A 16,692-nucleotide genomic window follows, 5' to 3' on the forward strand; every position below is an offset into this window, starting at 1 on the left:
CCTTGACCACCGAAGCCACCGCCTTGACCACCGAAGCCACCAGCAGCACCTTGACCACCGAAGCCACCAGCAGCACCTTGTGCAGGGAAGCCACCAGCAGTACCTTGAGCACCAGCTGGACGTGGGTTACGCGCAGGAACAACTGTAGAAATCGCGTGTTTATAAACCATTTGACTTACAGTGTTTTTCAACAAAACAACATATTGGTCAAATGACTCAATATGGCCTTGTAATTTGATACCGTTCACAAGGAAAATAGAAACTGGAATACGTTCTTTACGGAGAGAATTTAAGAACGGATCTTGTAAAGTTTGACCTTTAGACATTTTTAACTCCAAAAAATTTTTAAATCAGCGCAAAAAAACTATCTTTATTTTTCAACTAAAAATTATAAAAAGACAGCCTGCGAATTTTGCTTTATCCAAAGAAGTTTCGCAAGTCTTCTTTCGCCTGCATTATCGTCATGTAAGTTTTAAAATCGTGTAATTCTTGCAAAGAACGTAACCAAGTGTATTGACGTTTAGCTAATTGCCTCGTCGCAAAAAGGGCTTTGTTCTCCATTTCTACTTTATTTTTGAGACTTAGATCACTTTTTAGTAAAAAATCCAAAGCTTGACGATAACCGACGGACCGCATGGACGGTAAATTATCATTTAAATCGTATTTTTTAATCAATTCCTCTACTTCATTTAAAAAACCAATGTTCCACATTTTGCTTAATCTTTGCTCAATGCGTTGATGTAATTCTAAACGATCAGGCATCAATGCGTAGTTATGAAATATGTAACGATATGGTTGATTTTTAGGCTGCTCAGCTTGTAATTTTGTTATCGGCTCGCCTGTTATTCGATAGACTTCAAGTGCACGAATAATCCGTTGTTTATCTGAGACTTTAAATTTTTGCCCCGCAACAGGATCGACAGCCACCAACTCATCATAAACTGCCTGCCAGCCTTCAAGATCAGCCTTGGCAACAATTGCATCGCGGATTTCTTGGTCAGCATTTGGCAAATTATTGGCCAGACCTTCTAACAGAGCTTTAAAATATAGCATTGTACCACCGACCAAAATCGGGGTTTTACCACGTGCATGCATATCATCAATCAATGGGCAGACATCTTCAACAAATTGTGCTGCTGAATAGACCTCCAAAGGGGTAATAATATCAATTAAATGATGTGGATATTGTTGTTGCTCTTCCTTAGTCGGCTTTGCTGTGCCAATATCCATATCTTTATACACTAAAGCCGAATCAACCGAGATCAGCTCAAAATTACCACGCTCATAAAGTTCGCATGCCAATGCAGTTTTACCACTTGCGGTAGGCCCCATTAAATTGATGACGGGCAATTGATTTGACATGTAAAACTACTCTCCTCGAGCAAATAATTTATCTAATTGATTCAGTGGAAATGCCCTCCAAGTTGGACGCCCATGATTACATTGACTGGCAAACTCGGTTTGTTCCATTTGACGCAATAAAGCATTCATTTCAGATAGGCTTAACTGACGATGTGCACGTACAGCGCCATGACACGCCATACCTGCAAGTAGCTCATCACGTTTTTGCAATAAACCTCGCGCCTCGTCATTCGGATCAAGATCATTTAACAACTCAGGCACTAGATTACCAAAATCAGCCTTATGCAATATGGCGGGTACGCCACGGACAATCACCTGCTCATCACCATATTGATCAATTTCCAAACCTAAACGCTGTAATTGCGGTTGTAAATCTTCAACACGCGTTGCTTGCATACGCGTAATCGAAACAACTTTAGGAATAAGCAGTTGCTGCGAGGTCCAGAATTCAGGTTTATCCCATGCCGACTTCATCTGTTGTAGCAAGATACGCTCATGTGCTGCATGCATATCCACAATAATCAGGCCTTCAGTATTTTGCGCCAAAATATAAATGCCATGCAGTTGTGCGATCGCAATCCCTAATGGAAACTCGTCAATACGAGAAGGCATCGTGTGATCATCTATTGCCCCATCTTTATCAAATTGCTCATCACGTAAAGGTGCTAAATAGCTTTTGAGTGCATTATTCAACTGCGCAGAACCATTATAACGTGGTTCTTGTGGTGTTGAATTATAGTGCACTACTTGTGGACGACTTTGATTAAACTCAGTCAATAAGTCAGTCGAAACAGCCACTTGCTGATTGACTTGTGGTTCAGATTCAACCACTGCTCGATGTAAATTGAATTGTTCTTGGTATTTGGGTTGAGGCTGATAATTAAAGTTTTCTGCTGTGGCCTCATCTGTTTTCATGGCCTGTGCTAAATCTGCAGTTGCCGTCTGAAATTGCGATAAGGTTGCTTTGGCATAGTGACGTACAAATTCATGCACTTCACGCTGGTTTAGAAAACGGATTTCATGCTTGGTTGGATGCACATTCACATCAATATTTTCAGGATCAACTTCCAAGAACAGCAAATAAGAGGAATGTTGATGACCATGCAAAATTCCTTCATAGGCCATACGCAACGCATGTGAAATGGTTTTATCTTTGACAATACGACCATTCACATAGACATACTGCATATCCGCCTGCGCACGTGCGTCAGAAGGGTGTCCCAACCAACCCGACAAATGCATATTGATACTTTCAGCATCAATCCAGTAGGCATTTTGAATAAACTGTTGACCCAATAATTGCTGCACGCGCTGATAACGCAACTCTCCACTATCCGCCACAGGCAGATTTAAACGAATATTATCGTTATGCTCCAGTACGAAGCGAATATCAAAATGTGTCAGTGCCAAACGGCGCACAATTTCTTCAATATGATTAAATTCAGTGCTTGGTTTTTTTAAGAATTTACGACGCGCTGGCACATTAAAAAATAGATCTTGGACACGAATATGAGTGCCTTTTTGTGCAGCCACTGCTTGGATCTGTTGATGATCGAATGCTGTGCCATTCACTTCTACCTGATAACCCACACCTTGCTCATCTTGGCTACTGGTTAAAGTTAAGCGTGACACAGCCGCAATTGAGGCCAATGCCTCACCACGGAATCCTAAACTAACAATGGCATGTAAATCATCTGCAGTTTGAATTTTACTGGTGGCATGACGCATCACAGCCAAAGGTAAATCCTCAGCGTGAATACCATTACCATTATCAATGATTTCAATCAGGGTCGAGCCGCCTTGTGCCACTCGAATAATCAGTTCAGTTGCACCAGCATCAATCGAGTTTTCTAATAATTCTTTGACTACTGATGAGGGACGTTCAATCACCTCACCCGCAGCAATCTGGTTGGCTAAGGCAGCATCTAAGGTATGAATACGACGAGTTGAATCATGCGCCATTCAATTGTTCCTGCAAAGTTTGAGATAAAGCTTCAGACTCTGTGGTTAAAGTCACAAATCGAGTCAGTTCATCTTCCGATTTTTGAATATCAATCACAATATCTGGTTTTGGAATTTCATCACCACCTTTCGATGGCCATTCAAATAAAAATAAAGCATCAGGTGTATCTAAATAATCACGGATACCCATTAACTCTAACTCATAGGGATCATTCAAACGATACAGGTCAAAATGAAAGATCTCTTTACCTTGAATGGTATAAGGTTCAACCAAGGTATAAGTTGGACTTTTGACCGAACCCAGGTGCCCTAACTTTTGTAGAAAATAACGGGTAAATGTGGTTTTTCCTGCACCCAAATCACCAATTAAATAAATAATGCCTGAGTGCACATGCTGAGACAGTATTTGTGCAAAATGTTGAGTGTCCTGTTCATGATTTAGAGTAAATTTCACTGAAGATGACATGGCAAATAAAATAAAATTGGAATGGCAGCTATGATAACATTGCCCTGCTTTAAAGCCTAATCCATAGAAAGAAGTTGCTACTTTTTAATCCAATTACTATTTCAATTTTAAAGGATAGAAATGTCTTCCGAATCTTTATATATAGAGTGTGAATGTCATGGTCAAAATTACGCTGCAGTTGTATGTGGACATTTGATTCATAATAACAATAATCAACCTCTAGGCTTTATTGAAAATGTTTCAAACCCAACAAATCTGCAAGGATGGTGTTTAGCATGTGAATATGTTTTTACTCAAGAAAATGGTATGACAGATAAGTTTCATAATTTTAATAAAATGACTGTTGTATGCACTCAATGCTATAACGAGATAAAGAGTAAACATGATATCTACCCAGTTCTGCAATCTTCATAAAGCTGCTATTTACTAAATATGATTGATTCTACAATTCTCTTCCATCCCCCGCTCATCAATGGTGTCAGCGCCAGTAAAGTCTTTTTACCTCATGATGTTTCGGTACATACCATTTTTGATTATCTCTGCCAACACTTCCCCCATATTCTAGCGAGCGAATGGCAACAGCGTTTTGCAGATGAGCTAATTTATGCAGCAGATGGGACCAAACTCAAATTTGACAGCCCCTATACCCCCAATACGCATATTTTCTACTATCGTTTCCTTGCTCACGAAATTCATGTGCCATTTCAGCATGAAATTTTATTTGAAAATGATGATCTACTTGTCGTCGACAAACCGCACTTTTTAACCATGAGTCCGACAGGTCAATATGTGCAAGAAACCCTTTTGGTCAGACTAAAAAAACAAACAGGCTACGTCGATCTCACCCCCATTCATCGACTTGATCGTGAAACTGCAGGTGTGGTTCTATTCTGTAAAAAGGCAAGCTCAAGAGGCATCTATCAACAACTTTTTGCCGACAGAAAAGTGCAAAAAACCTACCATGCAATCGCAGCTTATCGCTCTGAACTGCATTTTCCGCAAATTTTGCAGCTCCATTTAGAAAAAAGTCAGCCTTTTTACACCATGCAAATTGATCCAAAAAAACCAGCTAATACTGAAACTTTGCTTGAATTATTGATGCATGATCAATGCTATGCCAAATATAAACTCAGCCCTAAAACAGGCAAACAACATCAATTGCGTGTTCATTTAAATTATCTGAATATTCCAATACTTAATGATTCGTTTTACCCAAATATTCAACATAAAGCAGAAGATGATTTTAGCCATCCTTTACAATTACTGGCCAAAGAAATTCAATTTATTGACCCGATTTTAAAACAGGAAATGTTGTTTAGTTCACACTTTGAACTTGCATTGCCACCACAACGTAATGACAAAAATTCTATTTTTTCACTTCAAAAATATTGAAATTACATTGCAATGGTTTAAAATACATGACGATAACTAAAAATATGTGGTTACATTCTTCATGCGAAAAACAGAAGTTTATCAGGTTCGCCTCGATTCACAGGAAAAGAAACAAGCTTTTGCTGTATTTAAACAGTTGGGGATCTCCCCTGCTCAGGCCGTTCGCCTTTTCTTCAAACAAGTGGTGCTGACCAAGTCAATTCCTTTTGCAATCGAAAATCAGAACATCAACATGGAACAGTTGCTGAAACTGCGTAAATCGAAAGCCGCAGCCAGCGCTGAAAATCCATCTTTGACCGAAATTGAAGATGATCATGAAGATTTATTTGAAGAGTTAAATGCACTGCTTGGTGAGAGTGACAAAACTTAACAATGTTGCATTTATAAACAAGTTTTTATTTTTTAAGCTGAATTTTTTTCGCTATCCTGACAGTCCTAATAAAATTATAAGTGTAAGGATGGACAGGAATGATTGTTAAGCGAGCAACAAAGGAAGATCTTCATCAACTTGCTGTCTTGTTTGACGAATACCGTCAGTTCTACGGTGCATCATCAAATATTGAACAATCGTATCAATTTTTAAAACATCGCTTTGACAACAAAGACAGTGTTATTTTTATTCATGTTAAAGATGACGTATTTACAGGCTTTGTCTTGCTCTATCTAGCTTTTTCTTCAGTGGCTTGTGAAACCTATTACATCCTTGATGATGTGTATGTCACGCCATCTTACCGCAAACAAGGCTCGGCAAAACAATTGATTGATACTGCTATCCTGTTTGCACGCCATGAAAATGCGCAGCGCATCAGCCTTGAAACGCAAAAAAACAATTATCAATCTCACCGTCTCTATGAACAAATGGGCTTTATCCAAGACAGTGAGTTCAAGACCTTTCATTGTTTTTTAAAGTGATAACTGCTCAAGCGCAATATTTTGGCTTAACTGTTTTTGAGAAGGTGTAAGATACATCCACTCACCTTGTTTTAATTCAGGTAATTCAAGTAAACCCACTTGATGCCGATGCAAAACTTCAACTTTATTTCCGACCGCCGCCAACATTCTTTTCACTTGATGATACACCCCTTGATGAATGGTCATCGCCAATTGATGAGATGAGAAAAGTTGAATGTCTGTTGCAGCATAAATTCCTTTTTCATTCCGCAGTTCAACACCTTGCTCTAATCCGATTTTCTGTTCAGCTGTGACAGGCTCGGCAGTGGTGACGTGATAAACTTTTGGCACATGTTTACGTGGGTGAGTTAACGCTTGTAGATATTGCCCATCATCGGTCAGTAACAATAAACCCGTCGTGTCTTGATCCAGACGACCGACACATTGAATACCACGATGTAGCAGAATTTCAGGAAAAAGACTGAATACACTTTTATGATGTGTCGCCTGATGCGAACATTCATAACCTTGAGGTTTATTTAAAATAATATAGACATGCTCTCGATATTGATATTGCTCACCGAATACCTGAAAGCAAAGTTGATCCGTGCCAATATTCTGCTTCGGATTATCACAAACCTGATTGTCTATTTGCACAGAACCATTTTTTATTAACTGCTGGCAATACTTACGTGAACCAAAGCCTTGTGATTGCAAAATTTTTTCCAGCAGCATAAATACACCCTAATCTAAACTGCACCTATTGTACTCGATTCCTGCGCGCATCGTTGGCTGTTGCTTATTCATTCTTTATTTTTATAATTTATTCACAATCTCTTCACTTGTAATACAACACATACAAAACCATCGTCAAACTCTCTCAATCTAGATATTGCGCTCCATATTTTCGCTCAAAAGTCTTGTTACATTTATCGCAAGCAAAAAAGAATATTGTCCAAAAGAATGGATAAGGAGTTTCACCATGAAATCGAATATGTGGTTATGTAGTATTATCTTAGCGGCATCTTCAATGATCACCGTTGCACATGCTGACAATACGACGCGTGTTGCTGCAACCTCTGCATTAGGAAGTGTAGTCGGTACTGCCCTAGGCAAACAACTCGGTGGTGATACAGGTGCCATGATTGGTTCAGCTATTGGTGGTGCGGGTGGTGCAGCTGCATCAAGTAATCGGCGTGACCGGACTGAAGCTGCCATTGGTGGTGGTTTAGGTGGTGTGGGCGGTTATACCGTTGGCCGTAATATGGGTGGAAGCAATGGTGGCTATATCGGGGCTGCATTAGGAGCTGCTGGTGGGGCTGCTTTAGGTCAAAAGGTAGGTCAAGACCGCGATGCGGATCGCCGTTATGATGATCGTCGCTATGACCGCCGTTATGACAACCGTCGTTCTTATGATGATCGCCGTTATTATAATTCTCGTGAAAGCTATCGCCATGACAATGGTCGCCACCGTGGTTGGTACAAACACCGTTAATCAGATCAAATTTTTACCCCTTTAGCGCCTTCGGGCGCTTTTTTTTATTTCAAATAATAAAAATATATCGATCAAAAACGATATACAAAGCTCAACTTATATCGTATTATTTCGATATATAGTTTTGAGAATCGATAATGAAATCACTACAAGATATAAAGTTCTCTATTCTGGAACTCGCACCAGTTCGGGATGATAAAAGTATCGAGTTTTCACTCCGTCATGCACTCGAACTGGCACAACATGCTGAAAAATTAGATTATGAACGTTTTTGGCTAGCTGAACATCATAATATGGATGGGATTGCCAGCTCAGCGACAGCGGTTTTATTAGGCTTTATTGCTGCTAATACCCAACATATTCGTCTGGGTTCAGGCGGTATTATGCTACCCAACCATGCACCATTGGTGGTTGCGGAACAATTCGGGACACTAGCGACATTATATCCAAATCGTTTTGAACTCGGTCTAGGTCGTGCCCCTGGTACCGATCAAATGACCATGCGTGCCTTACGTCGTGGCCGTCAAGAAACTGAAGATCAATTTCCTCAAGATGTGATGGAAATTTTACAATATTTTAAAGCACCTGAACCAAATCAAAGAATTATCGCTACACCGGGCCAAAATACCCATGTCCCTGTTTGGTTACTGGGTTCAAGTTTGTTCAGTGCACAACTGGCTGCCAAGCTCGGGCTTCCCTATTCTTTTGCATCGCACTTTGCCCCGAGAATGTTGGGTCAAGCCATCGAACTTTATCGTGATAATTTCCAAGCTTCTGAATATCTGGACAAGCCTTATGTTTCTATGGGGATACCAACAGTCGTTGCTGCAACGGATGAGCAAGCTCAATATTTGGCGACCAGTTCTTATCAACGCATTTTAAATCTGATCCGTGGTCACAGCTTAAAGCTCAAACCACCGATTGACTCGACCCAAGGTCTTGCAACCAGTGCTGAACAACTGGCAATTCAGAATTTTTATGCCATGGCACAAATTGGTTCTCAAGAAACCGTTAAATCGGGTTTAAATAAAATCGCGGCACAATATGATGTCGATGAGTTTATCTTTACCTGTGATATTTACGATACTGAAAAACGCTTAGAAAACTTCAGCCGATTGATGGATATTAAAACCAACTAAATGCTTAGCTGCCAACAAAACTTATATTTTTATGTGTCTTGTTGGCTTTTTTCATGATGCAATCAAGCACTCAGATCCCACGTTGCAGCATTTTTGTGGCTTGTTGTACATTGACCGCAGGGCTAAATAAATAACCCTGACCAATCGAACATCCAGATGATTTGAGCAATTCGAGTTGTGCAATATTCTCAATCCCCTCAGCGACAATGTCCAAGGAAAGCTTTGGCCCTAAGGCAATAATGGCTTGAACGATGGCTAAAATCGCATCATCCTCATTCATCTGACGGATAAATTCACAATCAATTTTGAGACAATCGACAGGATAATCACGCAAGCGGGTTAAAGACGAGTGCCCTGTCCCAAAATCATCTAGTGAAATTTTAACGCCTTGTTGTTTTAATAAATTTAATGCGCGAACCACATAATCAGAGCCGCGATCATCCAAAATATGCTCTGTGATTTCAATCTCCACTAAATGGTGTGGAATTTTATATAAATTCAAGCGCTGTAATAAACGTTCAGCATAATTATCTTTTAAAAATTCGACTGGCGCTGCGTTGATTGAAACGGGAACGACCTCCAACCCTTGCTCAATCCACATAGCAATATCTTTAAAAACTTTATTTTGTATTGCATCACTGATTTTTGTTGCCAATATATAATCTTGAAAAGCTTGTTCAATATTACGAGGCGAATGAATCTGCTGATCTTCCGTTTTCCAACGTAATAATGCTTCAAATCCAACCACTTTCGAATCAGTTAAGCGAACTTTTGGCTGATAGAAAGGCACCATCAAATCATCACGAATAATATGACGTGCTTCATTTAGTTGAATGGCAATATTTTGTGCTGCGATCTGCATGTGTTGATTAAACATACGGAAACCACCACGGCCTGTCGCTTTCAGATCATTCAATGCAGTATCGGCACATTTCATTAGATTTGCAGAATCTTTTGCATCACGCGGATAAATCGCACAACCGATACTCATACTGCCATTAATTAAATTCCCTGCATAAGTAATCGGTGCATCCAACTGCCGGCTGACATCTATCGCTACTTTCTCAAGTTCTGCTTCTGAGTCAATGCCGTTGACAACAATTGCAAATTCATCGCCGCCTAACCGTGCCACAAAAGTATTGTCTGGCAAGATGTGTTCTATTCGTTTTGATAGAACACGCAGTAAATGATCCCCTGCCGCATGTCCTAAGGTATCATTAATATGTTTAAAATAATCCAGATCTAGCAGCATTAAGCCAACACGCTTTTCACCCTTTTTATGTCGAAGTAAAGAACGCTTGAGTTGTTGTTTAAAGAAACGACGATTATAGAGTCCAGTTAAATCATCCATTTCACTTGAAAGACGTAGTTGTATTTCAGTCAGTCGTTGTACGGTCACATCACGAGATAAGCATAAAACCTGCACGATCTGACCTTGGTCATTCAAAATCGGCGTTAGTAAATTATCCCAATATTGCCGTTCTGAACCCTCGCCACTCATTCCACGAAAGCGTGCTGTTTTACCTTTAAGTGCTGTTTTCAAGGCATAAATTGCTTTTGAACGTATTTCAGAAGGTAAAAGTTCAGCCCACTTCATTCCAAAACTATCTTGGCCCTGAGGAATATTGAGTGCAATACAACCTGTTTTATTCACATGCAGTAATGAGCCGTCTGCTTCTAATAATTTTATACAATCAATACTATTATCCAGCATATTGGTCTGTGCATTAATACACTGCACCAAGTTCTGCTGATACTGTTTGGTTTCATGGATATCAACGCTATTAATAAACCAATGCGCTTTTTCCTCTGAATTTGCCGTTATAAATTTTGCTGACAATAAAAACCATCGATACGCACCAGACTGATGTTTTAATCGGCATTCAATTTGAAATGACGATTTATCAGTAAATGCCTGCTGCCATTCACTTTGGAAGATTGATCTATCCTCTGAATGAATTAAATCGATCCAGTCTTTTGCAAAATGTTCTAAGTCATTAAAACCAATATATTCTTGGCTTAAACTATTAAAAAAATACGCATCTCCGTACTCCGAGAGCAGCCAGACCAGACTCGGAATACGGTTAAAAATACTTTGTTGGGCCTCACTCAGTTGATAATTAGAGTGAAAAGGAATAGCCAAGTTCACAGACTTCTGTTCCAAACAGAACTCTTTCTATCAAGATATTCAGTTGCAATAAAAGCCATAGACCACCAACAATAAAAGTGAGAATTAAATCACAGTATTGTAGCAGAAATGCAATAAAATTATCACCAATTACAGCACTGATCAGTTAGGTTTACTTTATTATTTAATATCAATTATTTATTTTAGATTAACGATCTTTATCAAACTTTCTTTAAGAAAAATGATCTAAAAAACGACAGACTACCCCATCTAAATGATTGAGGTAGTCAGGCCTGATTAGCCAATACGACGTTTTAAACCCGTCATTTGTAAGACACGTGTTGAGATTTCCTCAATCGACATTTCAGTTACATTCAGATATTTAATCCCCTCGGAGATATAAATTCCCTCAATGGCACGGAGTTCCATTTGACACTGACTAAAACTTGAATAACGACTATTGGCCTTACGTTCACTGCGAATTGCAACCAAACGTTCCGCATCAATCATCAAACCAAACAACTTGTTTTTATGTTCGCGTAGAACTTTTGGTAAACGATTGTCATCTAGGTCTTCCTCAGTTAAAGGATAGTTTGCAACACGAATACCGAATTGTAATGACAAATAAATTGAGGTCGGTGTTTTGCCTGAACGGGACACACCAATTAAAATAATATCGGCTTTATCATAATGACGTGTTCTGGCCCCATCATCATTGTCTAGCGCAAAATGTACCGCATCAATACGTGCTTTATAATATTCTGAATCGGTAACAGCATGCGTTTGTCCAACTAAGGTCGTCGGCGGTGTACCCAACTCTTGTTCTAATTTACTAATAAGACCTTCAAAAACGTCTAAATTGACCGCCTTGGCTGTATTGATAATTTCACGGACATGTGGATCGACCAAAGTATCAAAAACCAACGGTAAAGAACCATCTCGAGATTGGCAGGCATTGATCTCGGCCACGGCCACCATCGCTGCTTCTTCGGTGGCAATATAGGGCATAATATGAATGTCAAAATCGACGTTTGGAAATTGCGCAAGTAGTGAATGTCCAAGGGTTTCTGCGGTAATTGCGGTACCATCTGAAATAAAAAAAACGCTCCGTTTAATTTCTTTACTTACGGGCATCAAAATTCTCCTTAAACATTTGTCTTAGTGCTCTATAATCTTTATAGTAAACTCATCTAACATGACTGTCGCTTAGTAAAACACTAAATCTAAGCACTTTTGTATAATTTCATACCAATGATGGTCATTCATACTGCAAAAAAAGTGGAGTAAATACTTTGGAAGCGCGCGTAATCGGTCTGGAAAAATTAGGAAAACACGATGTCGAACTCGTAGGTGGGAAAAACTCATCTTTGGGTGAAATGATCAGCCATTTATCCAATGCTGGTGTATCGGTACCTGGTGGCTTTGCAACGACTGCTGCTGCCTATCGTGAGTTCTTGGATCAAAGCGGCTTAAACGCTCGTATTCAGGCTGAACTTACTCAGCTAAATGTAGAAGATGTAAATGCACTTGCTGAAACTGGTGCAAAAATCCGTAACTGGATTGTTGAAACTCCGCTTACTGCGACATTAGAACAAGAAATTCGTGAAGCTTTTGCTGCACTTTCAAACGGCAACCCAGACATTGCTGTTGCGGTACGTTCTTCTGCTACTGCTGAAGACTTACCAGATGCGTCTTTCGCCGGTCAACAAGAAACCTTTCTGAACATTCGTGGTATTGATAATATCCTAATCGCGATCAAAGAAGTTTTTGCTTCTCTTTATAATGACCGCGCGATTGCTTATCGCGTTCACCAAGGTTTTGAACATAGTGTTGTTGCCCTTTCTGCTGGCGTACAACGTATGGTTCGTTCAGAAACTGGTGCGGCAGGTGTCATGTTCACGCTTGATACCGAATCTGGTTTCCGTGATGTGGTATTTATCACTGCATCATACGGTTTGGGTGAAATGGTCGTGCAAGGCGCGGTTAACCCTGATGAATTCTATCTGTCTAAACCACTTCTAAATGCGGGTAAGCACTCTGTTTTACGCCGCAACCTTGGCTCTAAGCACCAAAAAATGATTTATGGTGAAGAAGGTGCAGCGGGTAAATCAGTGGTTGTGGTTGATGTTGAAAAACAAGAGCGCCAACAATTTGCCTTAAATGATCATGAATTACATGAGTTGGCTAAACAAGCCTTAATCATTGAGCAGCACTACGGTTCGCCAATGGACATCGAATGGGCGAAAGATGGTGATGACGGTCAAATCTATATCGTTCAAGCACGCCCAGAAACAGTAAAAAGCCGTCAAAACGTCGGCACAATGGAACGCTACCTGTTAAAGCAACGTGGTACTGTGATTTGTGAAGGTCGTTCAATCGGTCAACGTATCGGTTCAGGTAAAGTTCGCGTTGTCACTTCAATTAAAGAGATGGATAAGGTTCAGGACGGTGACGTACTTGTATCTGACATGACTGACCCGGACTGGGAACCAGTAATGAAGCGTGCTGCTGCGATTGTCACTAACCGTGGTGGTCGTACTTGTCACGCCGCGATTATTGCGCGTGAGTTAGGTGTTCCAGCAATTGTCGGTTGTGGTAATGCCACTGAAGTCCTTTCTGATGGTCAAGAAGTAACTGTTTCTTGTGCCGAAGGCGATACTGGTTTCATCTATGAAGGCGCATTAGATTTCGAAGTTCAACGTAACTCGATTCACTCAATGCCATCACTACCATTCAAAATCATGATGAACGTCGGTAACCCTGACCGTGCATTTGACTTTGCTCAAATCCCGAATGAAGGGATCGGTCTTGCACGTCTTGAATTTATCATTAACCGTATGATCGGTGTGCATCCAAAAGCATTGTTAAATATTGAAAGCCTACCACGTGAGACTCGTGCTGCTGTAATGGCACGTACTGCAGGCTACTCTTCTCCAATCGAATTCTATGTCGAGAAATTGGTTGAAGGTATTTCTACACTTGCTGCTGCATTTGCAGAAAAACCAGTCATCGTACGTATGTCTGATTTTAAATCGAATGAATATGCAAACTTGATCGGCGGTAAGCTCTACGAACCGGAAGAAGAAAACCCAATGTTGGGCTTCCGTGGTGCGAGTCGTTATGTATCTGATAACTTCCGCGACTGTTTTGAACTTGAATGCCGTGCCTTGAAAAAAGCACGTGATGAAATGGGTTTAACCAATATCCAAATCATGATTCCATTCGTTCGTACTGTTTCTGAAGCAAAACGTGTGATTGAACTACTTGCTCAAAACGGCTTGAAACGTGGTGAGAATGGTTTAAAAATCATTATGATGTGTGAATTACCGACCAATGCATTATTGGCTGAGCAATTCCTTGAGCACTTCGATGGTTTCTCTATCGGTTCAAACGACTTAACACAATTAACACTCGGTCTTGACCGTGACTCTGGTATCGTATCACACTTATTCGATGAGCGTGATCCAGCAGTTAAAGCGCTCCTTTCTATGGCAATTCATGCTTGCCGCAAAGCAGGAAAATACGTTGGTATTTGTGGTCAAGGTCCTTCGGATCACCCTGACCTTGCTAAATGGCTCATGGAACAAGGTATTGAATCTGTGTCACTTAACCCTGACTCAGTACTGGATACTTGGTTCTTCCTTGCTGAAGAACAAATCAAGAAAGCCTAGTCTTTTTTAGAAAAAGACCCTCTTTCGCAGGGTCTTTTTTCATCTTTCGTAATTGAGATTTTAAAATTATGCAAATTTACTTGGCTCGTAACAATCAACAAGCAGGACCATACAGTTTAGAACAAGTGAACCAAATGCTTGCCAGTCAACAAGTTTTATTGACCGATTTAGTTTGGCATGAAGGTATGGCTGAATGGAAAACACTTGGTGAACTCACCCAAGGTAAACTTGTCTACGAACCTGTAGGTTACTCTCCTTTTAGTTCTCAAATTAAAACTGAAACGAACGAACCAACTTACAAAATCAAAGTCGAACAAAAAGCACCTGAACTCGCACCTTTTCATTCGCGTGTGCTAGCGAAAGTTTTTGATCTCATCCTCTGGCTACCGATGGCTTCAATCCCGTCTTTCTTTTTTAATGAAAGCCAATACCAAGAATTATTTGAAATTCAAAAGCAGATGCAAGCCACTCAAATGGCATCAGACAAAGCAGTCGAATTACAGCACCAACTGATGCAATTAATTCCGAATGAAGCATGGATGATGATCTTTGCTTATCTGATTATCATGCTTATGATCCAGGCTTTCTTTATTGCAAAATCAGGTCAGAGCATTGGTAAAAAAATCGCTAAGATTAAAATTGTAGATGCTGAAACCGCTACTCAGGTTAGTACAATTCGGGCCTTTTGGTTGAGAAGTGTGTTGTTTATCATTCTTAATCTGATCCTTGTACCAATCATTACTGTGATTGATTATGCTTTATTCGCTTTTACAAAAAACCGTCAAACTTTGCACGATAAATTGGCGAAAACTAAGGTAATTAAGCAGTAATCACAAATCAATAAACAAAAGAGGATTTATTCCTCTTTTTTTATATATTAAATTGATATCTATAGAAAAAGAATGCACCGAAACAACAATCCCTACAAGATAAATCGGGTTTTAAAACAAGCATTTCAGACCACTTTATCAGTAGCTTAGTTTTTCAATATGAGGCATAATGCCCAACAACGTTGCGGTGTCGCGTGATTGCTAAGCAGTTTTTAAACAATTCTTATCAATCACGCGACACTTTAATCGCTATCCCATAATTTTAATTAGGGAATGGGACTCTTCACCGAGGTTGTAAAATGAGACAAACGATTTTAGCTGTATTGTCTTTATCAACGATGGCTGCACTCTTAACTGGGTGTGGCGGTGATATGGTACTTCTAAACAATAAAGGTCCAGTTGGTCAAGGTCAAAGTAACCTGATGATGACTGCGATCTATTTAATGCTATTGGTGGTAATTCCATCAATCATTATGGCATTATGGTTTGGTTGGAAATATCGCGCGTCGAATAAAGATGCAGACTATAAACCTACTTGGGCACACTCTACGACAATTGAGATCGTTGTATGGGGTGTACCTGTCATTATTATTGGTATTTTAGCTTGGTTAACTTGGTGGGGTTCCCACAAGTACGACCCTTACCGTCCGTTAGAATCAGATAAAGCACCATTGACTATTCAAGCTGTCGCTGAACAGTTCAAATGGATTTTTATCTATCCTGAGCAAAACATTGCAACGGTAAACGAAGTACGCTTCCCAGAACAAACACCAGTAAGCTTTAAAATCACTTCTAACTTCACGATGAACTCGTTTTTCATCCCACAGTTAGGCGGTCAGATTTACGCAATGGCTGGTATGCAAACTCACCTTCACCTATTAGCCGATGAACCAGGTATCTTCCGTGGTTTCTCAGCAAACTATTCAGGTTACGGTTTCTCACAAATGCGCTTTAAAGCACATAGCGTGACTGAGCCAGAATTTGCACAATGGGTAGAAGCAGTTAAAGCTGGTAATGGTACAAGTATTAACCCTGAAGCAATTCAAAAAGGCACACTTGACCAAGCTGAGTTAGCAACGCTTAAAGATGGCGATCGTTCTAAGCATCAGATCGAGCATTTAGTGAATCGTGCTAAAGCTGCTGGTGATGAAGAAGCACTTGCTAAAGCTGAAGCGATGAAACCGTTCCCGACTAAGCCACACCCAGTGACTTATTACTCATCAGTTGAGCCAAAATTGTTTGAAACAATCATCAACCACTACATGAGTAACTATCACGGTGCTGACCATTCTGCTGGCCATGATGCAACAGCAGAAACTCATGCTGCAGCAGAACACGCTGCTCAAGGGGAATAAG

At 40.1% G+C, this 16,692-nt stretch carries 16 protein-coding genes; 9 read left to right on the forward strand and 7 right to left on the reverse strand.

What is annotated here, in order from left to right; translation table 11 throughout:
• The 4 genes from hfq to tsaE all read right to left on the reverse strand — a co-directional run.
• Nucleotides 1-326: RNA chaperone Hfq (gene hfq / locus F993_RS20745; RefSeq protein ID WP_004654367.1), on the reverse strand; the 326-nt coding region annotated here is incomplete at its 3' end.
• A 91-nt stretch (nt 327-417) separates the two neighbouring features.
• Nucleotides 418-1,362 (reverse strand): tRNA (adenosine(37)-N6)-dimethylallyltransferase MiaA, encoded by a 945-nt coding sequence (gene miaA / locus F993_RS09770; protein WP_004654368.1) that lies wholly within the window; start codon nt 1,360-1,362, stop codon nt 418-420.
• Nucleotides 1,363-1,368: 6 nt separating this feature from the next.
• Complete coding sequence (gene mutL / locus F993_RS09765; protein ID WP_004654370.1) at nt 1,369-3,324, reverse strand: DNA mismatch repair endonuclease MutL; 1,956 nt, start codon at nt 3,322-3,324, stop codon at nt 1,369-1,371.
• Nucleotides 3,314-3,790 carry a tRNA (adenosine(37)-N6)-threonylcarbamoyltransferase complex ATPase subunit type 1 TsaE gene (gene tsaE, locus F993_RS09760; RefSeq protein WP_004654372.1) on the reverse strand — a complete coding sequence of 159 codons (477 nt, stop codon included), beginning with the start codon at nt 3,788-3,790 and terminating at the stop codon, nt 3,314-3,316. Before tsaE ends, mutL begins: the two co-directional genes overlap by 11 nt.
• A 120-nt stretch (nt 3,791-3,910) precedes the next feature.
• On the opposite strand from tsaE, the gene F993_RS09755 reads away from it, so the two are divergent.
• The 4 genes from F993_RS09755 to F993_RS09740 all read left to right on the forward strand — a co-directional run bounded on the left by F993_RS09755 (nt 3,911) and on the right by F993_RS09740 (nt 6,094).
• Nucleotides 3,911-4,204: a hypothetical protein gene (locus F993_RS09755; protein ID WP_004654374.1), complete on the forward strand. Its 294-nt coding sequence runs from the start codon at nt 3,911-3,913 to the stop codon at nt 4,202-4,204.
• 18 nt (nt 4,205-4,222) lie between these two features.
• Nucleotides 4,223-5,182, forward strand: a complete 960-nt coding sequence (locus tag F993_RS09750) for a pseudouridine synthase (protein ID WP_004654376.1) — start codon at nt 4,223-4,225, stop codon at nt 5,180-5,182.
• A gap of 61 nt (nt 5,183-5,243) precedes the next feature.
• Nucleotides 5,244-5,552, forward strand: coding sequence for a type II toxin-antitoxin system RelB/DinJ family antitoxin (locus F993_RS09745; RefSeq protein WP_004654378.1), 309 nt, complete (start codon nt 5,244-5,246; stop codon nt 5,550-5,552).
• A 98-nt stretch (nt 5,553-5,650) separates the two neighbouring features.
• On the forward strand, nt 5,651-6,094 hold the full coding sequence (locus F993_RS09740; RefSeq protein WP_004654380.1) for a GNAT family N-acetyltransferase: 444 nt from the start codon (nt 5,651-5,653) through the stop codon (nt 6,092-6,094).
• On the opposite strand, the gene F993_RS09735 is transcribed toward F993_RS09740, so the two are convergent.
• A complete protein-coding gene (locus F993_RS09735; protein WP_004654382.1) occupies nt 6,086-6,808 on the reverse strand; it encodes a pseudouridine synthase in 723 nt (240 codons plus the stop codon). The two genes, F993_RS09740 and F993_RS09735, sit on opposite strands and share 9 nt — an antisense overlap.
• Nucleotides 6,809-7,055: 247 nt before the next feature.
• Between F993_RS09735 and F993_RS09730 the strand changes: the two genes are divergently transcribed.
• The gene (locus tag F993_RS09730; RefSeq protein WP_004654384.1) at nt 7,056-7,568 is read left to right on the forward strand and encodes a glycine zipper 2TM domain-containing protein; all 513 of its coding nucleotides are present in this window, start codon (nt 7,056-7,058) and stop codon (nt 7,566-7,568) included.
• 137 nt (nt 7,569-7,705) lie between these two features.
• The gene (locus tag F993_RS09725; RefSeq protein ID WP_004654387.1) at nt 7,706-8,707 is read left to right on the forward strand and encodes an LLM class flavin-dependent oxidoreductase; all 1,002 of its coding nucleotides are present in this window, start codon (nt 7,706-7,708) and stop codon (nt 8,705-8,707) included.
• Nucleotides 8,708-8,777: 70 nt separating this feature from the next.
• Here F993_RS09725 and F993_RS09720 read toward each other — a convergent pair whose 3' ends face one another.
• Both F993_RS09720 and ppsR read right to left on the reverse strand, forming a co-directional pair.
• On the reverse strand, nt 8,778-10,856 hold the full coding sequence (locus tag F993_RS09720; RefSeq protein WP_004654388.1) for a sensor domain-containing protein: 2,079 nt from the start codon (nt 10,854-10,856) through the stop codon (nt 8,778-8,780).
• A 276-nt stretch (nt 10,857-11,132) separates the two neighbouring features.
• Complete coding sequence (gene ppsR / locus F993_RS09715) at nt 11,133-11,969, reverse strand: posphoenolpyruvate synthetase regulatory kinase/phosphorylase PpsR (RefSeq protein WP_004654391.1); 837 nt, start codon at nt 11,967-11,969, stop codon at nt 11,133-11,135.
• A gap of 158 nt (nt 11,970-12,127) precedes the next feature.
• Here ppsR and ppsA point away from each other — a divergent pair, with 158 nt between their 5' ends.
• The 3 genes from ppsA to cyoA all read left to right on the forward strand — a co-directional run bounded on the left by ppsA (nt 12,128) and on the right by cyoA (nt 16,691).
• On the forward strand, nt 12,128-14,506 hold the full coding sequence (gene ppsA / locus F993_RS09710) for a phosphoenolpyruvate synthase (protein WP_004654394.1): 2,379 nt from the start codon (nt 12,128-12,130) through the stop codon (nt 14,504-14,506).
• A gap of 68 nt (nt 14,507-14,574) precedes the next feature.
• Entirely contained in the window at nt 14,575-15,336 is a 762-nt protein-coding gene (locus F993_RS09705) for an RDD family protein (protein WP_004654395.1), read from the forward strand.
• A gap of 299 nt (nt 15,337-15,635) precedes the next feature.
• Entirely contained in the window at nt 15,636-16,691 is a 1,056-nt protein-coding gene (gene cyoA, locus F993_RS09700; RefSeq protein WP_004654397.1) for a ubiquinol oxidase subunit II, read from the forward strand.
• Nucleotide 16,692: the final 1 nt, after the last annotated feature.

This window comes from Acinetobacter proteolyticus, assembly GCF_000367945.1.
In the GTDB taxonomy this organism is placed as follows: Bacteria; Pseudomonadota; Gammaproteobacteria; order Pseudomonadales; family Moraxellaceae; genus Acinetobacter; species Acinetobacter proteolyticus.

Excerpts from the sequence above, each read along its gene's own strand:
- miaA (WP_004654368.1), bottom strand. The coding sequence starts at position 1,362 with ATGTCAAATCAATTGCCCGTCATCAATTTAATGGGGCCTACCGCAAGT.
- mutL (WP_004654370.1), bottom strand. The coding sequence starts at position 3,324 with ATGGCGCATGATTCAACTCGTCGTATTCATACCTTAGATGCTGCCTTA.
- tsaE (WP_004654372.1), bottom strand. The coding sequence starts at position 3,790 with ATGTCATCTTCAGTGAAATTTACTCTAAATCATGAACAGGACACTCAA.
- F993_RS09755 (WP_004654374.1), top strand. The coding sequence starts at position 3,911 with ATGTCTTCCGAATCTTTATATATAGAGTGTGAATGTCATGGTCAAAAT.
- F993_RS09750 (WP_004654376.1), top strand. The coding sequence starts at position 4,223 with ATGATTGATTCTACAATTCTCTTCCATCCCCCGCTCATCAATGGTGTC.
- F993_RS09745 (WP_004654378.1), top strand. The coding sequence starts at position 5,244 with ATGCGAAAAACAGAAGTTTATCAGGTTCGCCTCGATTCACAGGAAAAG.
- F993_RS09740 (WP_004654380.1), top strand. The coding sequence starts at position 5,651 with ATGATTGTTAAGCGAGCAACAAAGGAAGATCTTCATCAACTTGCTGTC.
- F993_RS09735 (WP_004654382.1), bottom strand. The coding sequence starts at position 6,808 with ATGCTGCTGGAAAAAATTTTGCAATCACAAGGCTTTGGTTCACGTAAG.
- F993_RS09730 (WP_004654384.1), top strand. The coding sequence starts at position 7,056 with ATGAAATCGAATATGTGGTTATGTAGTATTATCTTAGCGGCATCTTCA.
- F993_RS09725 (WP_004654387.1), top strand. The coding sequence starts at position 7,706 with ATGAAATCACTACAAGATATAAAGTTCTCTATTCTGGAACTCGCACCA.
- ppsR (WP_004654391.1), bottom strand. The coding sequence starts at position 11,969 with ATGCCCGTAAGTAAAGAAATTAAACGGAGCGTTTTTTTTATTTCAGAT.
- F993_RS09705 (WP_004654395.1), top strand. The coding sequence starts at position 14,575 with ATGCAAATTTACTTGGCTCGTAACAATCAACAAGCAGGACCATACAGT.
- cyoA (WP_004654397.1), top strand. The coding sequence starts at position 15,636 with ATGAGACAAACGATTTTAGCTGTATTGTCTTTATCAACGATGGCTGCA.